Here is a 21,988-nt window from a genome sequence, read left to right as displayed (position 1 = left end):
CAGCGGCGGGACCCGCGCCCGCGCGCAGCTACGGCTGACCGGCCGCGGACTTCGGCCGGTCGACTGCGGATGCAGGTCGGCCATCCGTCGGCTTCGGCTGACTGCCCGCGGGCTTCGACCGGCCGCCTGCGGACTTCGGGCGGCCATCCGCCGACTTTCTGGCCCGGCTCTGGGTGAGTGCGGCGCCGGCGAGGATGATCACGGCGCCGACCGGTGTGTTCCAGGTCAGCTTCTCATCGAGGAGCGTGACGCCGGCCGCGGTGGCGATGACCGGGATGAAGTACGTGACCATCGTGCCGGTCGTCGGGCCGACCTCGGCGACCACTCCGTACTGGAGCAGGATCGCCAGCCCGGTGCCCAGCGCGCCGAGCACGAACACGGAGAGCAGCGGGAGCGCCGGGAACGAGGTCGGCAGGGTGGTGAACAGCGGTGTGATCAGAGCCAGTTGCACTGTGGCGACCAGGAGCTGCGCACCGGTCAGGGCGAGATGGGAACTGCTGCTGCCCGCCAGCGTCCGGCGTACGTAGATCCAGCCGACCGGATAGCTCAGCGAGGCGAGCAGGGCCATCGCCGTACCCGTGAAGTCCAGGCCGGAGAAGCCCTGCCAGGCGCCGAGCACGGTCAGCACACCGAGGAAACCTATGCCGAGTCCGGCGACCCGGCGGCGGGTGGGCCGGTCCTCGGAGAGGGCGACCAGGGAGAGCGCCATGCCCCACAGCGGTGAGGTGGCGTTGCAGATGCCCGCGAGTGTCGAGGGAATCGTCAGCTCGGCGTAGGCGAACAGCGAGAACGGCAGGGCGTTGAGGAGAAAGGCCGCGACGGTGAGATGGGCCCAGGTGCGCCGGCCCCGGGGCAGCCGTTCGCGCTTGACGGCCATCGCGACGGCCAGCACCGCCGTACCGAAGAGCAGTCGGCCGAAGGTGACCTGGAACGGCGCGAAGCCATGGGTGCCGACCTTGATCAGCAGAAAGCTGAAGCCCCAGATGACCGCGAGCGCCGCGAACCGGACACGCCAGTCGAAGGCGGGACGGCTACGGGAAGGCGCCGGGCCCGGTGCGGTGGCCGGGGCGGAGGAAGGTCCTGGGCGAGGCGGAGTCGCGGTGCTCATACGGCCACGATGTCGTGAACCATCTCGTAGGACAAGTGAGATTGTCTCGGCTGTTCCGCTTAGTATTGCTTACATGTTGAATCTGGAGCGGCTACGGACCTTGGATGCTCTCGCCCGCCATGGCTCGGTGAGCGCCGCCGCCGAGGGCCTGCATGTCACGACCTCGGCCGTCTCCCAGCAACTCGCCAAACTGGAGCGCGAGGTGGGCCAGCGGCTCCTGGCCAGAAACGGGCGCGGAGTGCGGCTCACCGACGCGGGACGGCTGCTCGCCGACCACGCGGCGCGCATCCTCTCGCAGGTCGAGGTGGCGCAGTCGGACATCGAGGCCCAGCGTGGCCGGGTGGTGGGCGAGGTACGGATCTCGGCCTTTCCGACGGCGGCCCGCGGGCTCCTTCCCGCGGCGATCCGCGCCCTGCACGAGCGCCATCCCGAACTGCGGGTCCGCTCACGCGAACTGGAGCCCGAGGCCGGGATCCGTGGAGTGGTCAGAGGCGATCTCGATCTCGGCGTGGTGCTGGACTGGAGCAACAAACGGCTGCCCGTGCCCGGCGGGCTGGCCACGGCCCATCTCCTCGACGACGCCGCCGATGTGGCCATGCCCGTGGACCATCCGCTCGCGGGCCGCCCGGAAGTGGATCTGGAGGAGTTCGCGGACGACGACTGGGTGTCCTGGCCGGAGGGCGAGTTCTGCTACGACTGGCTGATGTTCACGCTCCGCTCGAAGGGCTTCGAGCCGCGGATCGCGCATCTCGCGGGGGAGTACCACACCCAGCTCGCCCTGATCGCGGCCGGACTCGGGGTCTGTGTCGCGCCGAGGCTGGGGCGCGGAACCGTCCCGGAGGGTGTCGCGGTCGTTCCCGTACGGCAGAAGATGCACCGCCATATCCACGCCGTGTGGCGGACCGACGCGGATCGCCGTCCCTCGATCAGGGCGGCCGTCGAGGCCCTGACCGAAGCGGCACGCGCGGTGGACGGCGCCTGACTGGACGGCGGCTGACGGGCTCGGGGACCGTGGACGGCGGCTGACGCCTTCAGTGATGGTGACGGCCGACGGGCCGCACTCCCTGCCGACGAAGAGTGAGGCCCGTCAGCCGCCGGTCTTGGCCGTGTCTGACGGCCCGCCGTCAGGCGAGTGTGATCGAGTCGCCGGTGACCGTGATCGACGCGGCGGGCAGCGGCTGCGTCGCGGGCCCGGACTTCACACTGCCGTCCGTCGCACTGAACTGGCTGCCGTGGCACGGGCAGTGGATGATCCCGTCCGAGACGTCCTTCACGGCACAGCCCTGGTGCGTGCACTTGGACGAGAAGGCCTTGAACTCGCCCGCCGCGGGCTGGGTGACGACCACGCCCTGATCGGCGAAGACCATACCGCCGCCCTCCGGGATGTCGGCGGTCTTCGCGAGGACATCACCTCCGCCGGCGCCGTCCGCGCTGTCGCCGCCCGCCGCCGGATCCCCGGCAGCGGGTGACTCCGCCGCCGAGTCCGACTCCGGCGTGCTGCCCGAATCGCCGCACGCGACGAGCGCCGCGCCCAGCCCCGCCGCTCCGGCCGCGGCGACCACGGTCCTCCGCGTCACGATCCGTGCGGACCCCTGCCATGCGGTCATATGCAGCTCCGTTTCGACGGCCGGCTCTCGGTCGGCCGGTTCACTGGAAGATACGCACGCGGATGCTGTGATGTTCAAGCACCGAGAGACCTTCTGAAAAAGTCGAGCTCACGCAGGAGCAGCTCGTCCGCCACACCCTCCTTGGCGACGAGATGGCCCGTACGAGGCAGTGGCAGCACAGAGTGCGGCCGACCCGCAGCGAGCAGGGCCGCCGAGAGACGGAGCGTATGTGCCGGGACCACATTGTCGTCAATGAGCCCATGGATGAGCAGCAGCGGACGACTCAGTTGTTCGGCGTACGGGCGTTCGGCGTACGGGAGCAGCGAGGAGCGCTCGTACGCATCGGGCTGGACATCCGGATGGCCGAGATAGCGCTCCTCCCAGTACGTGTCGTACAGCCGCCGGTCGGTCGGCGGCGCGCCCGCGACCGCGGCGTGGAACACATCGGGACGGTGCAGCACGGCGCCCGCCGCCAGATAGCCGCTGAACGACCAGCCACGCATACCGACGCGCGCCAGATCCAGGGCGTCGTACCGCTCGGCCGCCGCGTGCAGTGCGTCGATCTGGTCCGTCAGGACGGGCATCAGCCGGTCACCGACGATGGCGCGCTGCCACTCGACGCCGCGCCCGGGCGTGCCGCGTCCGTCCGTGGCCAGCACCGCGAAGCCCTGCTCGGCGAACCACTGGCACACGGCCGTGTACCAGGCACGCGCCTGCGTCACCACCTGTAGACCAGGTCCGGCGTACGGACTGAGCAGCACCGGCAGCCTGCGGCCCGAGCCCGGCTCGTACCAGGACGGCAGATGGAGCCGGGAGCGCAACTCCCGCTCGCCCAGCGCCAGATGGACCGGCCGTGGTGTGACCAGCGGCTCTTCGGCGAGGACCGCGATCCGGCCGACGGGCCTGCCGTCGCGCAGTACGGTCACCCGCCGGCCGTCCGGAGTTCCGCTGTCGAGGACGAGTGTGTCGCCTCCGGCGGCGGCCGAGTGCACACCGGGCTCGTCGGTGACTCGCGTGAAGCCGCGCTCCGGTCCGTACGACCAGACATGGACCTCGGTCGGCTCCTCGCTCGCGGTGAAGTAGACCTGTTCGCCGACCGTGCCCAGCACCTCGCGGACGTGGAGTCCGGCCGGTGCGGGTACCTCGCCGATCCGGATCGAGCGGGCGTCGCCCTGTATATACGGGAGCACCGGCACACCGGACGCGGTGTGCAGCGGCGCTCCTTCCGGGAACTCCACCCAGTGTGTGTCGGTGTGACGGGACAGCGGCTCGACGGCTCCGGTCGCCGGATCCGCGCGCAGAATCCACACCGTGCGCTGGTCCCGCGTCTGGACGCTGATCACCGGACCGACGCCTGCCCACTCCGCGCTCACCACATACTCGAAGGCGAGGTCCCGCCAGAGACCTTTCGGAGCGTCCTCCTCGGGCGCGCGCTCAGGGAGCAGGACCGGTGTGTGCCCGCCGTCGACCGTGACCACACGCAGCGAGGTCTCCGCGTTGGCCGTGCCGGCCGCCGGATAGCGGACCGAACGCGGAGGCTGAGCTGGATCGGACGGATCACTGATGTACCAGCGCGCCACCATCGAGGTGTCGACGCGGGCCACCAGCAGGGCATCGCTCGCGGGCGACCACCAGTAGCCGCGCGACCGGCCGATGGACTCCGCCGCGACATGGTCGGGCAGACCGTAGGTCACCTCGGGAGCCTCGGGCTCGGCGAGCGGCCGGTCCTGGCTGCCGTCGGTCCGTACGACACGGAGGGCGCCACCGGTCACATAGGCGATCAGAGATCCGTCCGGGGACGGCCGCGGATCGGTCACCGGTCCTGCGGTGTGGATACGCCAGGGCGTGCCACCGTCCGTCCGCACCACCCAGAGCGCGCCTCCCAGCGCGAACGCCACCACGCGCGCCTCCCGGTCGGTCGCGTATGCCACGACGCCGACCGAGGTCACCCGCGCCCGCTCACGCCGTGTCCGTTCCTCGTCGGGCAGCCGCTCGGGCCCGGGCCCGGCGAGCGTCGCCGGGTCGGCGAGGATCCGCTCCTCGCCGTTCTCGTACAGCCACAGCGGTGTACGCGGATCGGCGCCGGAGACGGACCGTACGAACAACACGCGCTCGCCGTCGGCGGAGACGGTGAACCGGCCTGGGACACCGAGCGAGAAGCGGCGGGTACGGGCGAACTGGCGCGGGAACGCGGTGATCTCCGTGGGCTGCGTGGGCCGCGTGTTCGATGTGGGCTTCATGGCCGGCGTGGGCTCCAGGTTTCTGTAGGAGTGGGCAGGGCAGGGCGCTGTCAGTGGCCCAGGGTGACCATGATCTTGCCGAACCGGGTGTTGGATTCGGACGCAGGCCCGTGCTCCGAGCGGGGTTGACATTATCTTGATGCATATACAACACTACAGGTGTGAGTGCTTCCTCCGTGGACGAGATCGTTGGTGACTGTCTGGCGGTGCGTGTCCGGCTGATCGGCCGGGCTCTCACGAGCCTTTACGACGGTGCCCTCAGCGGTCATGGCGTGACCATTGCCCAGGTCAACCTTTTGGCCGCTCTGGGCAAGATCGGCCTGTGCGCGCCGTCAAAGCTCGGTGATGTGCTGCAACTGGAGAGGTCCACGATCAGTCGGAATGTGAATCTGCTGTTGAACCACGGCTGGATAGAGGTCCTGTCGTCCGACGCGAAAGGGATACGGGAGATTGCGCTTACCCGCGCGGGCCGGGCCAAGATCGAGTCTGTGATGCCCGAGTGGCGGGAGGCTCAGCGGCAGGCCGCGCAGCTTCTCGGGGTGACGGGCGTGAACGCGGTCCAGGGTATTGCGAGCAGTATGGGGTATGCGCCAGGCGTCTAGACGGACAGAGCCGGTTCAAGCGTGTTTCAACGGGCATGTGTTGCATATACATCAAGAAAGAGAAGGGTATGAAATCTTTCTTTGCGAACAAGGTGGTACTGGTCACGGGCGCTTCACGAGGAATTGGCAGAGCTGTCGCACTCGCGTTTGCCCGAGAAGGAGCGCAGTTGGTTCTCGCGGCCCGCTCGGTCGAAGCGCTTGCCCAGGTGGAGAAAGAAGTTCGCGATCTGGGTTCAGAAGTGCTGTCGGTGCCGACCGACGTGACCTCCCATGGCGCCGTGACGGCCCTGGTGGACGCCGCGATGGACCGATTCGGAAGAATCGACGTACTGGTGAACAACGCTGGGATCGGGAAGGTGGGTGGTATTGAATCGGCTGCGTTTGAAGATGATGTCCATCAAACACTGCGGGCAAGTCTTTTCGGGATGATCAACGTAACGCAACGTGTACTCCCGATACTTCGGCAACAGGGGTCGGGCACGATCGTCAATATGTCGTCCGTGATGGGGCGCAAAGCGTTTTCTCGATTCGGCTCATACGCGATCGTGATGCACGCGGTCTCTGCGTTCTCGGACAGTCTTCGCCAGGAGGTGGCCGACAGTGATATCCAGGTCTCGGTGATCCACCCGGCGCTCACCGCCACCGACCTGTTGAGGGAGGCAGAGGAAGCCGAAATGCCTCCCCCGTTCCGGCATATGACTCCGCTGTCACCAGAAGATGTCGCGCGAGCTGTGACGAAAGCCGTCCGGCGCGGGAAGCGGCGTGTCGTGTTGCCGCGAGCGGCAAATATGCTGCTGCTCGGCGAGGCTTTGTCACCTCGCATCGGCGACTTGATCGCCACCGCTCTCACGCAGCGGCCCATCGCCAGATCGCTCGGGATGAGCCGTGGGAAGACCTATCACGAAACGATCTTGAGTAACCCAAGCCGATAAAGCAACCTTGGCGAAATCCATGGACGTGGTGAGCGGCCGAAAGACCACAGTTCGATGACCTACGGAGAAACTGAGAGGTATGGAGATGGCCCACGATGACAGGCTGTTCCTGATCACGGGCGCGACCGGCAAGACCGGGAACGGTGCGATCCAACTGCTGCTGGAGCGCGGTCACCGCGTCCGGGCGATGGTGCACCGGGAGGACGAACGTTCCCGCGCGCTGGCCGAGGCCGGCGCCGAAGTCGTCGTGGCCGACTTCCATGACCTGGATGGCGTGACCGCAGCCGTACAGGGCGTTGCCGGCGCCTATTTCTGCTACCCGATCCTGCCGGGCCTGGTGGAGTCGACCGTCATCTTCGCCCAGGCGGCGACGGAGGCGGGTGTCCGGTCCGTGGTCAACATGTCGCAGATCTCCGCCCGCCGCGAGGCCGGCAGCAATGCCGCCCGGCAGCACTGGCTGTGTGAGCGCCTGCTGGACCGGACCGAGCTGGTGACCACCCACCTGCGGCCGACGTTCTTCGCCGAGTGGCTGAAGACATGGTGGGAGATGCGGGGCGGCGAAGGATTCCTCCGGCTCCCGTTCGGCGAAGGCAGGCATGCCCCGATCGCCGCGGCCGACCAGTCCCACGTGATCGCCGCGGTGCTGGCCGCTCCCGAACCACACGACCGCGCGGTCTACACCCTGCACGGCCCGGTCGAGCAGAACCACTACGACATCGCCGCCGCCATGGCCGGCTCGCTCGGCCACCCGGTGCACTACGAGCCGATCGGCATCGAGGAGTTCGCCTCGGCCATGCGCGGGCGCGGACTGCCCGAACACCTCGTCCAGCACCTCAGCAACGTCGCAGTCGACTACCAGAACGGCGTCTTCGCCGGCACTAACGACATCGTCAAGAAGGTCGGCGGGCGCGACCCGCTCTCGGTCGAGGACTTCGTTGCCCACGACCGGTCGTACTTCGACACCAGCGGCCCCTACTTCGTCCCCGCCCCCTGAAGTGGCCGTTTGCCCACGCGGCCACCACAGGACCGCGGCATCGCGGACGTGTCGGACGGCGCTGCTCGCAGGTCCCGTACCGCAGCAGGGACGGGTGGCTGCCGGCGGCGGTCACGATTCGTGCAGCGGCTGAGTTGATCGATAGGGTGCCAGGTCACGACCGCACCCCGTTCGGTCCACGGGCCGGTCAGGGCTCTGCCGCAGTTGGTGGCACCTCCACGGCTGCCGTGCTGATCTCTGTCCGCCCGGGCCCTGGGATACGGGGGCGATCCTCACGGCGGGGCAGTCGGGCCCCGGCCGACGGGTCAGGAGGAACGAGTGGCACAGATCATCGCCGAGGTCTCACGGACGTTCAACGAGTTTCTGCTCCTGCCGAACCGGACGCGGACCGACTGCTCGGCTGAGACGGTCGACTTGCGCACGCCCCTGGTGCGGCACATCGCGGGCGAGGCGTCGGCGATCGAGCTGCAGTCCCCGTTCACATCCGCGATCATGCAGGCCGTCAGCACACCCGATCTCGCGATCGCGCTCGCGCGCAACGGTGGTTTGAGCTTCCTGCACCACAATCAGCCGATCCAGGACCAGGCCGCGGCGGTCCGCCAGGTGAAAAACTTCAAGGCCGGATTCGTCACCAGCGATACCAACGTCCGTCCCGACGACAGCCTGGGCCTCCTGGTCGAGGTCATGCGCCGCACCGGTCACAGCACCGCCGCGGTCACCCACGACGGGACCGCCACCGGCCGCCTGCTCGGCCTGGTGACCTCCCGGGACTTCCATCCCCGGCGTCATGATCTGGACGGTCCGGTCAGCGGCCGGATGACCGCTGTCGCCGGCCTGGCCCATGCCGGGCCCGGCATCACGCTTTCCGAAGCCAACGCGCGGCTGTGGGACGAGCGGCTGGACTGTCTCCCGGTGCTGGATGCTGAGGGTCACTTGCAGCATCTGGTGTTCCGTTCCGACTACGCGGACAACAAGCGTTTCCCGAACCAGGTCGTGGACGCCGCCAAGCGTCTGCGGGTGGGCGCGGGTATCAACACCCACGACTATCAGGAGCGCGTCCCGGCCCTGCTGGAGGCAGGCGTGGACGCGTTGTGTTTCGATTCGTCCGACGGCTACAGCGACTGGCAGGCGCAGGCTCTGTCGTGGGTGAAGAAGCACTATCCGGAGATCCCGGTCGGTGGCGGCAACGTGGTCGACGGCGAGGCGTTCACCTTTCTCGCCGAGGCGGGAGCGGACTTCGTCAAGGTCGGCGTGGGTGGCGGCTCCATCTGCATCACCCGGGACCAGAAGGGCATCGGCCGCGGCCAGGCCAGCGCTGTGCTGGACGTCGCGGCGGCCCGGGACGCCTTTCGCGAACGCACCGGCGAGTACGTGCCGGTCTGCTCCGACGGTGGGCTGGTGCACGACTACCACGTGGCCCTGGCGCTGGCGATGGGGGCCGACTTCGTCATGATGGGGCGTTATTTCGCGCGCTTCGACCAAGCGGCCGGTGCGAAGCTGCCCACCCGTGACGGCTTCGTGAATGAGTACTGGGGTGAGGGCTCGAACCGGGCCCGCAACTGGCAGCGCTACGGCCAGGGAGGCCAGGGGCTGGTCTTCGAGGAAGGCGTGGACGGTTACGTCCCCTACGCGGGCGACCTCAACGAAGGGCTCGCCCTGACCATGGCCAAGCTCAAGACCACGATGGTCTCCTGCGGCTCCACCACCCTGCCGGAGTTCCAGTCCACGGCCCGGCTGACCCTCGTCTCGGACCAGAGCTTCCAGGAAAGCCACGCCAACATCACCCTGCGGGACACCCCGGCGACGGTCTCCTGACAAGCCGCCGAGTCCCGACGAGAGGACTACCGGTCGGAGGAGAATAGCAATGGCGGTTGTGGATTGCTTGGCTCAAGAGATGGATGGCCTGGGAAAGTGTTGGAAGAGGTCGCTGCGACCCGCTATGTCACGCCGTTGCGTGAGGGCGGGTCGCTTCCGGGGATTGTCGAGGCCGATGATCTCGGTACGTATGTCATGAAGTTCACCGGCGCGGGACAGGGCAGAAAGACCCTGGTCGCCGAGGTGATCTGCGGCGAACTCGGCCGCAGGCTCGGTCTGCGCGTCCCCGCGCTCGTGCGGATGCAGCTCGATCCGGTCATCGGACTCTCGGAGCCGGACCAGGAGGTGCAGGAGCTGCTGAAGGCGAGCGGTGGGCTGAACCTCGGTATGGACTATCTGCCGGGATCGCTCGGATTCGACCCGCTGGCCTATCAGGTGAGTTCCGAGGAGGCCGGGCGCGTCATCTGGTTCGACGCGGTCATCAACAATGTCGACCGCTCCTGGCGCAATCCCAACATGCTCGTCTGGCATGGTGACTTGTGGCTGATCGACCATGGCGCCACCATGATCTGGCACCACAACTGGCCCGGCGCCGAGGCCTCGGCGGCCAAGCCGTACAACGCCTCCGACCACGCGCTCGCGCCCTTTGGACCCGATCTCGCCTCCGCCGCGGCCGAGTTGGCGCCGCTGGTCACCGAGGAGCTGCTCACCGCGATCGCCGCCGACGTACCCGACGAGTGGCTGGTCGACGAGCCGGGCTTCGACTCCACCGACGTGCTGCGCCGCGCCTATGTGGAGCCGCTGCTGGCGCGCGCCGCCACCGTCCATGAACGGATCGTCCTCGACGCGCCCACCAAGAGCGGGCCCTCCCGGGCACCCGGCTGGCTGGCCGGCCGACTGGATCCCACGGCGCGCACCACGTGGCAGCCGGACAACGCGAAGGACAGCGGCCAGTGAGCGACAAGTCAGTGAGCGACAAGGACGTCTACGAGTACGCGCTGCTGCGCGTGGTGCCACGCGTGGAGCGCGGCGAGTGTTTCAACGCGGGAGTGCTCGTCTACTGCCGTGCCCAGTCCTATGTCGCGGCCAGAACCCATCTGGACGAGGCCAAGCTGACGGCCCTCGATCCGCGGGCCGATGTGGTGGGTGTACGGGCGGCCCTGCACGCGGTCGAGAGCGTCTGCCGCGGCGGTGATGTGGCGGGACAGGCCGCGGGCGACGACGCGGGCCGGCGGTTCCGCTGGCTGATCGCGCCGCGCTCGACGGTCGTACAGCCCGGTCCCGTACACACCGGGCTGACGGCGGATCCGAGGGCCGAGGCGGAGCGGCTGCTGGAGCTGCTGGTGCGCTGAGCGGCCGATGCCGCTGCCGGGCCCTGCCGCGCACGCACCGCCGGGCCCGGCCGTCCGGTGTGACTTCCGTTTCTCGTCGCTCGGTCGGTCCTGTGAGCCGTTGACACCGGGTGCCATGCCTTCTAGCGTCTCGAATGCTGAAGCGACTAAGCGGTTGCTCAGTGCTTGAGAGCCGCGGATCCCTAGGGCAAGGAGAACAGAGGATGTCCACCACCGAGCAGCGCGTAGCCATCGTGACCGGGGCGGCACGTGGCATCGGCGCCGCCACCGCGCTGCGGCTGGCGGCCGAGGGCCGCGCCGTCGCCGTACTCGACCTGGACGAGGCGGCCTGCAAGGACACCGTCGAGAAGATCACCACGGCGGGTGGCACGGCGCTCGCCGTCGGCTGCGACGTCTCCGACAGCGCGCAGGTGGAGGCCGCCGTCGCGCGGGTCGCCGCCGAGCTGGGCCCGCCGACGATCCTCGTCAACAACGCCGGTGTGCTCAGGGACAATCTGCTCTTCAAGATGAGCGAGTCCGACTGGGACACCGTGGTGGGCGTGCATCTCAAGGGCGCGTTCCTGATGGCCCGCGCCTGTCAGAAGTACATGGTCGACGCGGGGTTCGGCCGTATCGTCAGCCTCTCCTCCAGCTCCGCGCTGGGCAACCGCGGACAGGCCAACTACGCCGCCGTCAAGGCCGGTCTCCAGGGCTTCACCAAGACTCTGGCCAAGGAACTGGGCAAGTTCGGTGTCACTGCCAACGCCGTGGCTCCCGGCTTCATCGTCACCGAGATGACGGCCCAGACCGCCGCCCGTGTCGGGATGGGCTTCGAGGACTTCCAGGCCGCCGCCGCGAGCCAGATCCCCGTCCAGCGCGTGGGCAGGCCGGAGGATGTCGCGAACGCCATCGCCTTCTTCGCGGGCGACGACGCGGGCTTTGTCTCGGGCCAGGTCATGTATGTGGCCGGAGGGCCGCTCAACTGAGGCCGGGAGACAGGGACGTGGAGGCAGGGCATGGAGCAGGGGCATGGAGGTAGGGACATGAGCGATACGACGGAGCCGGGCCGGCAGGTGGCCGACAGCGGCAAGGTCGCGCTGATCACGGGCGCGAGCCGCGGCATCGGATACGGCGTCGCCGAGGCGTTCGTCGCGCGCGGCGACCGGGTGTGCATCACTGGCCGGGGCGAGGAGGCGCTCAAGGAGGCGGTGGAGCGGCTCGGTTCGGACCGGGTGATCGGAGTGGCGGGCAAGGCGCATGACGAGCCGCACCAGGCCGTCGCCGTGGAGCGCACCATGGAGGCGTTCGGCCGTGTCGACTTCCTGGTCAACAACGCGGGTACGAATCCGGTCTTCGGCCCGATGGCCGAGCTGGATCTCAATGTGGCCCGCAAGGTGTTCGAGACGAACGTCGTCTCGGCGCTCGGCTTCGCCCAGCTCACCTGGCGCGCCTGGCAGCGCGAGAACGGCGGCGCGATCGTCAACATCGCGTCGGTCGCCGGGATCTCGGCGTCGCCGTTCATCGGCGCGTACGGCATGAGCAAGGCCGCGATGGTCAATCTGACTCTCCAGCTCGCGCACGAGTTCGCACCGCTCGTCCGCGTCAACGCGATCGCGCCCGCCGTGGTCAAGACCCGGTTCGCGCAGGCGCTTTACGAGGGCAGGGAGGCCGAGGTGGCGGCGGCCTATCCGCTCGGCAGACTCGGTGTGCCGGAGGACATCGGAGGCGCCGCGGCATTCCTCACCTCCGACCAGTCGGACTGGATCACCGGTCAGACGCTGGTGGTCGACGGCGGGATCTTCCTCAACGCGGGCGTGGGGTGAACACCGGGCGTACAAGCGCTTGATCCAGGTGAACGAGGGAGCTTACGACCTCTCCAAAAGCCCCACCGGATCACCGTACAAATCCGGCCAACGCTGCGGTATGGTCTGCCGATCCATGGCTGAACAAGGAGCGTGAAGTGTTCAACCGGACCAGTCGGCAGGCCGCTGCGGCCCTCGCGTCCATGTCCCTGCTCACGGGATGTGGTTTGTTCTCGGACGACGAGGCGGAAGCTGCGCAGAAGATAACCGTCGGTACGACGAGTGAGCCGCCCACGCTCGATCCCGCGGCGTCCTGGGACAACGGCTGGGAGATGTTCCGCAATGTCTTCCAGACACTGGTCGCCTTTCCCACCGGCAGCTCGTATCCACAGCCCGACGCCGCACGGCACTGCGAGTTCGCCGACACGTCGAACCAGGTCTTCCGCTGTACGCTGCGCGAGGGTCTGACGTTCTCGGACGGCGACAAGCTCGACGCGGCGGCCGTCAAGCACTCCTTCGACCGGATTCTGAAGATCAATGTACAGGGCGGACCTGCCGGTCTGCTGGAGTCCCTGGAGCGGGTCGAGGCACGCGGCGACGACACCGTCGTCTTCCGGCTGAAGAAGCCGGACGCGACCTTCCCTTTCATCCTGGCCACACCCGCGATGTCCATCGTGAATCCGGCCGAGTACCCGATGGGCAAGCTGAGGCAGGACGGCAAGGTCAACGGTTCCGGACCCTACGAACTCGCCTCGTACACCGCGGGCGACCGTGCGGAGCTGACGAGGAACGAGCGGTACACGGGATTCGCCGACCGCAGGAACAACGGCGTCACGATCAAGTACTTCAAGGACTCCGGCACGCTCTTCGACGCGCTGAAGAAGCAGGACATCGACGCCATCTACCGCGGTCTCACCTCGGAGCAGGTGGTCGAACTGGAGGAGAAGAAGCCGCAGAACGAGGCTCTCCAACTGGTCGAGACGGTCGGCGCCGACATCCGCTATCTGGTGTTCAACCCCGCGGACCCGGCCGCCGGGCAGCTCGCCGTACGGCAGGCGGTCGCCCAGGTCGTGGACCGCGACGCGCTGGTCGCCAAGGTCTACCAGGGCACGGCGGAGCCGCTCTACTCGATGGTCCCCAAGGGCATCGCCGGCCACGCCACCAGCTTCTTCGACCAGTACGGCGATCCCGATGTGGACAAGGCCAGGGCCATCCTCGAAGAGCAGGGCATCGAGACTCCCGTACCGCTGACGTTCTGGTACACGACGGACCGGTACGGATCGGGTACGGCGGCGGAGTTCGGTGAGCTGAAGCTCCAGCTCGAAGCGTCGGGACTGTTCGAGATCACACTGCGCAGCAGGCCGTGGAAGCAGTTCCAGGCGGGCTACCAGAAGGGCCAGTATCCCGTCTTCGGCCGAGGCTGGTTCCCCGACTTCCCCGATCCTGACAACTTCATCGCTCCCTTCGTCGGCAAGCACAACGCGCTGAGCACGCCGTACGAGAGTCCCGAGATCACCCAGACCTTGCTGCCGCAGTCGCGCAGGATGAGCGACCGCGCGGCGGTCAACAAGCAGTTCCAGCGCGCCCAGGAGATCTTCGTGGCGGACATACGGCTTCTGCCGCTGTGGCAGGGCAAGCTGTATGTCGCCTCCACGGACGACATCGCGGGCGGTGAGCGCGCGCTCGATCCGCAGACGGTGATGCAGATGTGGGAGCTGTACCGCAAGGCGAGCTGGTAGCGGGCAGTCGGTCGGGGCGCGGTCGGCCGGTCTTCGAGGGCAGCAGCAGGGGCAGGGGCAGGGGCCGTTGTCAGTGGCCACCGGTAGGTTCAGTGGCGCACAAGTGATCGCTTACCGGAGGTTGTTGACGTGACCGACACCGACATGCTGCCCGAGTCCTGGCGTGGTGTCCTCGGCGAAGAGCTGGACAAGCCCTATGTCAAGGAGCTGGCCGACTTCGTCGAGGAGGAGCGGGCGAAGGGGCCGGTCTATCCGCCGCGCGAGGAGGTCTTCGCCGCCCTTGACGCCACGCCGTACGACAAGGTGAAGGTCCTGATCCTGGGCCAGGATCCGTACCACGGCGCGGGCCAGGGACACGGGCTGTGCTTCTCCGTCCGGCCGGGTGTCAAGACGCCTCCCTCCCTGCGGAACATCTACAAGGAGATGAAGGAGGAGCTGGGCCACCCGATCCCGGACAACGGCTATCTGATGCCGTGGGCCGAGCAGGGCGTGCTGCTGCTCAACGCGGTGCTGACGGTCCGCGAGGGCGAGGCCAACTCCCACAAGGGCAAGGGTTGGGAGAAGGTGACGGACGCGGTGATCCGCGCGGTCGCCGAGCGGCCCGACCCGGCGGTGTTCGTCCTCTGGGGCGCCTATGCGCAGAAGAAGCTGCCGCTGATCGACCAGGAGCGCCATGTGGTGGTGAAGGGCGCGCATCCCTCGCCGCTGTCGGCGAAGAAGTTCTTCGGGTCGCGCCCGTTCACACAGATCAACGAGGCGGTGGCCGCGCAGGGCCACGAGCCCATCGACTGGCGCATCCCCGACCTCGGCTGATCACGGCCGCCCTCGGCCGACCGTGGTGTGGGCCGACAGGCTCGGGTGCGCCGCCCGAGCCTGAAGGGGATTGTCCGCCACGGGAGCTAGCGTCATGTTTGTCGGATTTATCGGACAGGCATGCGGAGGCGGTAGTGAGGGAGCGGCAGGAGGCGTCGGAGGACGCGGTCATGACCAGGATCGGGCAGGCGGCCATGCTCCTCCACGGCGGCGACCGCGAGGAGGCACGGAACCGGTTCGGTGCGCTCTGGACGGAGATCGGGGAGGCGGGGGACCCACTCCATCGCTGCACGCTCGCGCACTACATGGCGGACACCCAGGACGATCCGGGCGATGAACTGGCCTGGGACCTCAGGGCGCTGACCGCCGCGGACGGGATGGAGGGACTGTACGGGGACGGGGACGGGGGCGAGGACGGGGACGGCGACGAGTCGGGAAGAGCGGACGGGGAACAGCCGACACCGACCGGGAGCGGTCCGGCCGGGAGCGGTCCGGCCGGGAGCGGTCCGGCCGTGCGGGCCTTCTATCCCGCGCTCCATCTCAATCTCGCCGTCGACTATATGAAGCTCCAGCGGCCGGACGCGGCCCGGCTCCATCTGGACCGGGCACGCGACGCGGCGGACGCGCTGGGGGAGGACGGATACGGCCATGCGGTACGGGCGGGGATCGACCGCCTGGAGCGGCGGCTCCGGGAGCGATGAGCCCCGTACCGACGGTCAATTCCGGTAGGTCCGGGCGCAGATACGGGCCTGAGGGCTGTCCGCCGGCCAGCGGCCGTAGCTCTCGCCGAGGGCACAGAGATCGGCGACGGTGGCCGGCGCCTCGACGGGCTCGGGAGAGCGCTGTCGCTCGGGCCGCTCGCGCCGGTGTTCCTTCCGTACCGGTGTGGGCGCCGGCCCGCTCCGGGGCCGCTCGGGGCCGGACGCCCGCTCGGGAGCGCCGGTCCGCTCGGAGGCGGACCGGCGGGGTTCGGGGGAGGACAGCGGGGCCGGTTCCGGGCTCCGGGTGGGGATGATCGCCTCCAGCGCCTCCTTGGCCGGAGCCTGGACGATCTGCGGTTGCGCGCCGCCCGCCCCGGGAGCCCCGCTGCTCGCTCCCGGCCGCGGTACGGATAGGGGCGCGGGGCGCCCTTCCACGGACACACATCCGGAGACGGCCGTGACCGCCAGTCCCATCAGGACCATCGCTGCGCTTCTCGTTCGGTGCACGCGCGCAACTCTGCTGGTCGGGAGGGCCGTTGGGGAGTGTAAAGGGCGCGGATTGGCCCGGACGGGTGACACGCGGTCGATCTTGGCCCGATGGTGTGTGTCAGTCGCCCGTCGCGCCGTCGATCCGCTCCCGGATGAGGTCCGCGTGGCCGTTGTGCCGGGCGTACTCCTCGATCATGTGGGTGTAGATCCAGCGGAGGTTGTACGGCTCGCCCGTGGTCCGGTGGCGTCGGCCGGCGCCCGGATGGTCGAGGGAGTGCGGAGCGGCCAGCTCACGGGCGCGGGCGATCTCGGCCTGCCAGGTGGTGTACGCCTCGTCCCAGGTGTCGTTCTCGCCGGGATGGAAGTCCCCGTCCGGATCGGCGTCGCTGTAGTAGATCGGCCCGGGCTGCTCGTCGGACAGTGTTTTGCGGAACCAGGCCCGCTCCACCTCGGCCATATGCCGTACGAGACCCAGCAGACTCAGTTCCGAGGGCGGTACGGAGGCCTCCCGGAGCTGTTCCTCGGTCAGGCCCGCGCATTTCACCGCCAGTGTCTCGCGGTGGTAGTCCAGCCAGCCTTCCAGCATCTCGCGTTCGCCCGCGACGGTGGAGGGCTCGGTGCGTTCGGTTGTCGTCATGGCGGTCATCCTCACGTACGGACCGGTGTCGTCGCGAAGGCTTATTCGCGCGGCCTCCTCATTCGCCCAGCATCCCGCGCAGCAGCTCCTCGAAGCCGCGCCGCAGCTCGTCCAGTGACGGTACGGCGTTGTGGTACGAGCCCACCGCGCAGGAGAACATCAGGCCCTCGCACCAGGCCACCAGCGAGAGCGCGTGCCGCTCGGGCTCGGGCGATCCGGCCGCCGTCATCATGGAGATCAGCGGCTCACGGAACTGCCGGCCGGCCGTGTCGTAGTAGGCGCGCAGCTCCGGCCGCCGGGTGGCCTCCAGCGCCAGTTCGTAATGGCGGACGAGCAGTTCGGGGTGGCGGGTCGGATAGCGGTGCAGGGCGAGCGCCAGCGCGTTGGTTGGTCCGCCCCCACCGCCGACGGCGTCGGGCATCTCGTCCGGGGCGAGCACCTGTGCCTCGCGCTCGGCCGGACGCCGTACCGCCACCTCCAGCAGGGCCTGCCGGGTGCGCGCGTGAGCGGAGCTTCGCGGGCATCGCCGACCGGCGCCCTCCGGAGCGCACGTATGCTTCCGGAACAGTCCATCCGTCATAACAGCCCATCGGTCATAACAGCACGTCAGGCAGAGGGAGGCCCTCGTGAAGGTCGGCATCATCGGGCTCGGCGACATCGCGCAGAAGGCGTATCTGCCGGTGCTCACCACGCTGCCCGGCATCGAGCCGCATCTCCACACCCGCACCCCGGCCACCCTGGCGAGGACCGCCGAGACCTATCGCATCCCGGCCGCCCATTGCCATCCCGATCTCGACTCGCTCCTCGCCCAGGGCCTCGACGCCGCGTTCGTCCACGCGCCGACCACCGTGCACGCCGAGATCGTCACCCGGCTGCTGGAGGCGGGCGTACCGACCTATGTCGACAAGCCGATCGCGTACGAACTCGCCGACACCGAGCGCGTGGTGGCCCTCGCCGAAGAACGCCGTGTCAGCCTCGCCGTCGGCTTCAACCGCCGCTTCGCGCCCGGCTACGCCCAGTGCCTTGAGCATCCGCGCGAGCTGATCCTGTTGCAGAAGAACCGTGTCGGTCTGCCCGAGGACCCGCGCACCTTCGTCCTGGACGACTTCATCCATGTCGCCGACACCCTGCGCTTCCTGCTCCCGGGACCCGTCGAGCACACCGACGTACGGGCCCGGATACGGAACGGGCTGCTCCACCATGTCGTACTGCAACTCTCCGGCGACGGCTTCACCGCCATCGGTGTGATGAACCGGCTCAGCGGCTCCACCGAGGAGATCCTCGAAGTGTCCGGACAGGACACCAAACGGGCCGTGCACGATCTCGCGACGGTCGTGGACCACAAGGGACAGCCGAGCGTACGGCGGCGCGGCGACTGGGTCCCGGTGGCCCGCCAGCGCGGGATCGAGCAGTGCGTACTGGCCTTCCTCGACGCCGTACGGGCCGGAAGCCTCCTCAGCGCACAGGATGCGCTGCGGACTCATGAGCTGTGCGAGCGGGTGGTACGAGCGGCATCGCAGCAGGCGGCGCAGGCCGCCTTCTGAACGAGCGCGCGCCGTCCGTGGCGCAGAGCGCGGCCAGTACGGCGAGGGCGGCATAGACCGCCCAGTCGCCGAACTCGACGTACGGAGTCGTGCCCCGGGCCAGCGGAACGTCGAACACTCCGGTGGTGCTCCGGTCCGTACCGATCCCGGCGCCCACCTGCTCGCCGTCCGGCCCGAACACCGCGCTGGTGCCCGTCAGCGTGGCATGCGCCATCGGCCGGCCGGTCTCCGCGGCCCGCAGCGCCGCCAGCGAGGCATGCTGCTCCGGCGCCCAGCTGCCCTGGAACGTGGAGGTCGAGGACTGCGCGACGAGGAGCTGCGCGCCGTCCCGGACCAGCCGTCTGCTCATATCGGGGAACGCCGACTCGAAGCAGACCAGCGGCCCGAACCGCAGTCCGCCTCTGCCCTCGCCCGGCAGGACCATCACCACCTGACGGGTGCCGCGCTCGCGGTCCTCGCCCGCCGCCCTGCCCACCGAGGTGGCCCAGCCCAGCGCGGCGCGGGCCGGTATGTACTCGCCGAAGGGCACCAGCCGCATTTTGTCGTACGTATCGCCGGTCGGGCCGTTCGGACCGACCAGGACAGCGCGCTTGAATATCCCGGCCGTCCCGGCCGTGTCCGTGCTGCGCGCGTCGACATTGACGAGTATCTCGGCGCCGACCACGCGGGAGAGCACGGCGAGCCGTGCCGCCAGATCGGGTCTGGTCGCCAGATCGGCGGAGACGCTGCTCTCTCCCCAGACCACCAGATCGAGATCCCGGCCGGCCAGGGTGCGCGTCAAGGTCTCGCCCTGCGCGAACCGGCGCTCACGGGCATCGGCGCCCTCGACCACGCCCGGCTGGACGACCGCGATCCGCGCCGTGCCGGACCGCTCGGGCTCCGGCGCCCAGGTCCACACCGAGATCACGGTGAGGGCGCACAGCACGAGGGATACGGCTCCGGTGAGGCGCGGTCGTATCCGCGGGACCGCGGCCAGCACGGTGAGCGCGGTGTTCACGGCGACCACCAGCAGACTCACCAGCCAGACACCGCCCACCGAGGCGAGCCGCAGGGCCGGCGCGACCTCCCACTGGCTGGCGCCGAGGAGGCCCCAGGGCCCGCCGAGTCCCTGCCAGGACCTGACGAGTTCGACCACCAGCCAGCCCGAGGGCACCACCGCGACGGCCGCCGCGGCGCGGCCCAGGGACGGCGCCCCGCCGAGCACGGACCGCACCAGCCATCCCCAGGGCGCCCACAGAAGCCCGAGCAGCGCGGCGAGCACCACAAGGAACACATGGAGGCTCGGCGCCAGCCAGTGATGTACGGCGATCATGAAGCCGATGCCGCCCAGCCAGCCCTCCAGGGCCGCGCGACGGCCCGTGGGAGCGGACCGTACGAGCAGCATCCACGGCACCAGCGCGATATACGCGAACCACCACAGGGACGGCTCGGGGAACGCGAGAGCGGGCAGCGAGCCCGCCACCACCGCAGCGGCGCCGCGCCACCACGGCGACGCCAGGCTCCGGCCGACCGGGCTCCGCATCCCAAGTGCCTCCTTGCCCCGCCCTTTCAGGTTGTCTTCCCCTGAGGAACAGCGCCGAAGCGGGAGGAGAGCGGGAGAAAGGGGTGGGGGAACGGGAGAAGGAGGCGGGAGGAAAGGGCGGGGCCCTTGGGCCGGTCGATGTCAGCCGAGGTCAGCCGGCACCGCCCGATGTCAGCCGATGTCAGCCGAGGTCGGCGGAGGGCGAGACGCGCCGCCACTTCTCGTGGACGGAGACTGTCCGCAGCAGCCAGCCCGTGTCGTCCCTCAGCAGCCCGAACGAGCACCGTCCGCCGCTCATCAGCTCCTCGCCCGACTCGTGCCGCCGAGGGCTGAGATAGTCCGCCCGCAGCTCGGCGAGGTCGCCCAGATATCCGTCGGAACCCTGTATACGCAGCCGTCGGTTGACAATCAGCAACTGATGCATGCTGTACGGGCGCAGCGTGCCGGCCAGCCAGTCGGCGACCTCCGCGGCCGAACCTTCGATACCGCCCGCCGCCGTGTAGTCGGCGCGGCCGTCCGGTGTGAACAGGGCCCGGTAGCCGGGCCAGTCGGCGTCGTCCACGGCCACCGCGTAATTGGTGATCACTTCATCGATGGCGAGCCGGCCCATCACGGTCGCGAGATCCACGCGCTGTGTCATCGGCTCAGTCTCCGGCAGGAAGAGCCCGGGGCCAAGTGCCGCGCACACCGGTCACCCGTCGGGCGGCTCCCTTGCTCCGGGCGGCGAAGTCTCATCGGCGGCCGAAGAAGTCGATCTCGGCGACGGCGGGACGGCGGCCCCGCCTGTCCCCGTGGACACCGTCGATCGCCAGCCGTATCCGGACGACATCGCTGCTCCGGACGTCGAACGTCTGCTGGCCCGGCTGGTCCCTGAGCGTGATACGCCGCTCGGTGAGTGTGCCGTCCGCGGCGTGCAGGGTGAGGGCCAGCGCCGCGGGCCGGGACTGGGAGAGGAACGCGTCCTCCTGGGCCGAGCGGCCGGAGAAGACGACCAGTTTCAGTATCCGGACCGGCTGCTCGAAGTCGGCTTCCAGGTACTCGCCCCGCCCGGGGCCCGCCTCGGCAGGCGCCCAGAACCGGTTCGAGTACGTGTCGAACGCGGCCTGCGCCGGATGGCCCCGCTGCGCGCTGGACGCGCGGACCTGGCTGGGATGCAGTTCCTCCGGGGTGCCGGTGCGGTCCCGGGCGAAGTCGAACGCGTCGGGGACGTACGGGCGCGCGAACCAGACCGCCGCGGCCAGGATCACCAGGGTGAGCGGGACGGCGAGGCTCGGACGCCGCCACAGACGGCGCTTGGGGCGGGTCCCGGCGACCGGCAGGGCGCGCCGTCCGCGGACGAGGATCCGGCGCCACCACGGAGGCGGTACGTCGGGCGGCGGACCGGGATCGAGAAGCAGACCGCAGCGCAGACAGAGGACACGCTCCGGCGCGTTCTCCGTACGGCAGTTGGGACAGTGGACGCAGGCGCCACGGGAGACGGGCGCAGGCTCGTGCGCGGGCTCGGCGGGTTCCTCCCCAGGGCCGGGTACGGGAGTGTCCAGCCGGTCGCCGGGCCTGCGCGGACCGGTGGCGGGCGGCGGCGGTGAGGGTGTGGCCGGCGGCGATGACGGGCTCGGTGGAGGCTCGGCAGGCGCCGGTTCCCGTGCCGGTGGTTCCGTGTCCGTCGCGCTGGAAGCGGTGGTCGGTGCCGATGGTGTGGGCGTTGCCCGTGCAGCTGTGGGCGGCGTAGGCGCGGGCACGGGCGCCGGGCGCTCGGGACTGCTCGTACCACCGGATCCGGCCCCGGTTCCAGCCCCGGCGCCGGACCCGGACGTAGCTCCCGCCCCGCTCCCCGACGGCTCCCGGTCGCCCCACTCCAGGAATGCTTCGCAGGACGCGCAGAACGCCGTGCCCGGCGCGTTGACGTGCCCGCACTCGGGGCATCTCATGGCCGCTCCCCGGACGGGCCCGGGGCTCCGGCGAGCGGCAGGATCTCCAGTTCATAGCCGATATGCGCCGGTATCTCGCCCTCGATCAGCTCCTCCAGCCCGACGCGGTCCACCGCCTCCGGCTCCGCCACCCGCAGCCGTACCGTCACCCAGGGCCGCTCCTCGCCCGGCAGCTCCGTGTTCG

Annotated in this window: 22 protein-coding genes and 1 pseudogene; 13 read left to right on the top strand and 10 right to left on the bottom strand. The window is 69.4% G+C overall.

Annotation, left to right across the window (positions count from 1 at the left end; translation table 11 throughout):
• Window positions 1-28: 28 nt before the first annotated feature.
• Window positions 29-1,108, bottom strand: coding sequence for a DMT family transporter (locus GA0115259_RS05355; protein ID WP_093591579.1), 1,080 nt, complete (start codon window positions 1,106-1,108; stop codon window positions 29-31).
• Window positions 1,109-1,181: 73 nt separating this feature from the next.
• Here GA0115259_RS05355 and GA0115259_RS05350 point away from each other — a divergent pair, with 73 nt between their 5' ends.
• Window positions 1,182-2,090: a LysR family transcriptional regulator gene (locus GA0115259_RS05350; protein ID WP_093591576.1), complete on the top strand. Its 909-nt coding sequence runs from the start codon at window positions 1,182-1,184 to the stop codon at window positions 2,088-2,090.
• Between the two features lie 142 nt (window positions 2,091-2,232).
• Here the strand turns inward: GA0115259_RS05350 and GA0115259_RS05345 are convergent, their stop codons facing one another.
• Window positions 2,233-2,715, bottom strand: a complete 483-nt coding sequence (locus tag GA0115259_RS05345) for a Rieske (2Fe-2S) protein (RefSeq protein WP_093591573.1) — start codon at window positions 2,713-2,715, stop codon at window positions 2,233-2,235.
• 74 nt (window positions 2,716-2,789) lie between these two features.
• A complete protein-coding gene (locus GA0115259_RS05340) occupies window positions 2,790-4,955 on the bottom strand; it encodes a S9 family peptidase (RefSeq protein WP_093591570.1) in 2,166 nt (721 codons plus the stop codon).
• Between the two features lie 176 nt (window positions 4,956-5,131).
• On the opposite strand from GA0115259_RS05340, the gene GA0115259_RS05335 reads away from it, so the two are divergent.
• The 11 genes from GA0115259_RS05335 (at window position 5,132) to GA0115259_RS05285 (ending at window position 15,684) form a co-directional block, all read left to right on the top strand.
• Complete coding sequence (locus tag GA0115259_RS05335) at window positions 5,132-5,557, top strand: MarR family winged helix-turn-helix transcriptional regulator (RefSeq protein ID WP_202449686.1); 426 nt, start codon at window positions 5,132-5,134, stop codon at window positions 5,555-5,557.
• A 68-nt stretch (window positions 5,558-5,625) separates the two neighbouring features.
• Window positions 5,626-6,489 carry an SDR family NAD(P)-dependent oxidoreductase gene (locus tag GA0115259_RS05330; RefSeq protein ID WP_161230296.1) on the top strand — a complete coding sequence of 288 codons (864 nt, stop codon included), beginning with the start codon at window positions 5,626-5,628 and terminating at the stop codon, window positions 6,487-6,489.
• Between the two features lie 85 nt (window positions 6,490-6,574).
• The gene (locus tag GA0115259_RS05325) at window positions 6,575-7,483 is read left to right on the top strand and encodes an NmrA family NAD(P)-binding protein (RefSeq protein WP_093591597.1); all 909 of its coding nucleotides are present in this window, start codon (window positions 6,575-6,577) and stop codon (window positions 7,481-7,483) included.
• A 318-nt stretch (window positions 7,484-7,801) separates the two neighbouring features.
• Entirely contained in the window at window positions 7,802-9,298 is a 1,497-nt protein-coding gene (locus tag GA0115259_RS05320; protein ID WP_093591561.1) for an IMP dehydrogenase, read from the top strand.
• Window positions 9,299-9,394: 96 nt separating this feature from the next.
• On the top strand, window positions 9,395-10,255 hold the full coding sequence (locus GA0115259_RS05315; protein ID WP_176732437.1) for a HipA family kinase: 861 nt from the start codon (window positions 9,395-9,397) through the stop codon (window positions 10,253-10,255).
• An 11-nt stretch (window positions 10,256-10,266) separates the two neighbouring features.
• On the top strand, window positions 10,267-10,650 hold the full coding sequence (locus GA0115259_RS05310; protein WP_093591591.1) for a DUF3037 domain-containing protein: 384 nt from the start codon (window positions 10,267-10,269) through the stop codon (window positions 10,648-10,650).
• Between the two features lie 203 nt (window positions 10,651-10,853).
• Complete coding sequence (gene fabG / locus GA0115259_RS05305; RefSeq protein WP_066955054.1) at window positions 10,854-11,615, top strand: 3-oxoacyl-ACP reductase FabG; 762 nt, start codon at window positions 10,854-10,856, stop codon at window positions 11,613-11,615.
• Between the two features lie 57 nt (window positions 11,616-11,672).
• Window positions 11,673-12,452, top strand: coding sequence for an SDR family oxidoreductase (locus tag GA0115259_RS05300; RefSeq protein WP_176732436.1), 780 nt, complete (start codon window positions 11,673-11,675; stop codon window positions 12,450-12,452).
• A 137-nt stretch (window positions 12,453-12,589) separates the two neighbouring features.
• Window positions 12,590-14,170, top strand: coding sequence for an ABC transporter substrate-binding protein (locus tag GA0115259_RS05295; protein WP_093591558.1), 1,581 nt, complete (start codon window positions 12,590-12,592; stop codon window positions 14,168-14,170).
• A gap of 129 nt (window positions 14,171-14,299) precedes the next feature.
• Window positions 14,300-14,983, top strand: a complete 684-nt coding sequence (locus GA0115259_RS05290) for a uracil-DNA glycosylase (RefSeq protein ID WP_093591555.1) — start codon at window positions 14,300-14,302, stop codon at window positions 14,981-14,983.
• Between the two features lie 170 nt (window positions 14,984-15,153).
• Window positions 15,154-15,684 (top strand): hypothetical protein, encoded by a 531-nt coding sequence (locus GA0115259_RS05285; RefSeq protein WP_202449685.1) that lies wholly within the window; start codon window positions 15,154-15,156, stop codon window positions 15,682-15,684.
• Window positions 15,685-15,699: 15 nt separating this feature from the next.
• On the opposite strand, the gene GA0115259_RS05280 is transcribed toward GA0115259_RS05285, so the two are convergent.
• The 3 genes from GA0115259_RS05280 to GA0115259_RS05270 form a co-directional block, all read right to left on the bottom strand.
• On the bottom strand, window positions 15,700-16,191 hold the full coding sequence (locus tag GA0115259_RS05280; RefSeq protein WP_093591549.1) for a hypothetical protein: 492 nt from the start codon (window positions 16,189-16,191) through the stop codon (window positions 15,700-15,702).
• A gap of 100 nt (window positions 16,192-16,291) precedes the next feature.
• A complete protein-coding gene (locus tag GA0115259_RS05275) occupies window positions 16,292-16,810 on the bottom strand; it encodes a DinB family protein (protein ID WP_093591547.1) in 519 nt (172 codons plus the stop codon).
• 58 nt (window positions 16,811-16,868) lie between these two features.
• Window positions 16,869-17,468 (bottom strand): TetR/AcrR family transcriptional regulator, encoded by a 600-nt coding sequence (locus GA0115259_RS05270; protein ID WP_370747355.1) that lies wholly within the window; start codon window positions 17,466-17,468, stop codon window positions 16,869-16,871.
• Here GA0115259_RS05270 and GA0115259_RS05265 point away from each other — a divergent pair.
• Complete coding sequence (locus GA0115259_RS05265) at window positions 17,437-18,354, top strand: Gfo/Idh/MocA family protein (RefSeq protein WP_093591544.1); 918 nt, start codon at window positions 17,437-17,439, stop codon at window positions 18,352-18,354. The two genes, GA0115259_RS05270 and GA0115259_RS05265, sit on opposite strands and share 32 nt — an antisense overlap.
• On the opposite strand, the gene lnt is transcribed toward GA0115259_RS05265, so the two are convergent.
• From lnt to GA0115259_RS40030, 4 genes and pseudogenes are all read right to left on the bottom strand, one after another.
• Window positions 18,266-19,876 (bottom strand): apolipoprotein N-acyltransferase, encoded by a 1,611-nt coding sequence (gene lnt / locus GA0115259_RS05260; protein ID WP_093591541.1) that lies wholly within the window; start codon window positions 19,874-19,876, stop codon window positions 18,266-18,268. The genes GA0115259_RS05265 and lnt overlap by 89 nt on opposite strands.
• 181 nt (window positions 19,877-20,057) lie before the next feature.
• Window positions 20,058-20,516 carry a nuclear transport factor 2 family protein gene (locus tag GA0115259_RS05255; RefSeq protein WP_176732435.1) on the bottom strand — a complete coding sequence of 153 codons (459 nt, stop codon included), beginning with the start codon at window positions 20,514-20,516 and terminating at the stop codon, window positions 20,058-20,060.
• A 91-nt stretch (window positions 20,517-20,607) separates the two neighbouring features.
• Complete coding sequence (locus GA0115259_RS41515) at window positions 20,608-21,804, bottom strand: discoidin domain-containing protein (RefSeq protein ID WP_237539776.1); 1,197 nt, start codon at window positions 21,802-21,804, stop codon at window positions 20,608-20,610.
• Window positions 21,801-21,988, bottom strand: a pseudogene (locus GA0115259_RS40030) (phage tail protein); the annotation flags it as partial. The pseudogene GA0115259_RS40030 and the gene GA0115259_RS41515, both read right to left, overlap by 4 nt.

The sequence above is a fragment of the Streptomyces sp. MnatMP-M17 genome, from assembly GCF_900091995.1.
In the GTDB taxonomy this organism is placed as follows: Bacteria; Actinomycetota; Actinomycetes; order Streptomycetales; family Streptomycetaceae; genus Streptomyces.
Note: the sequence above shows the minus strand (reverse complement) of the source record. Positions and strands in the feature narration are given on the sequence as shown.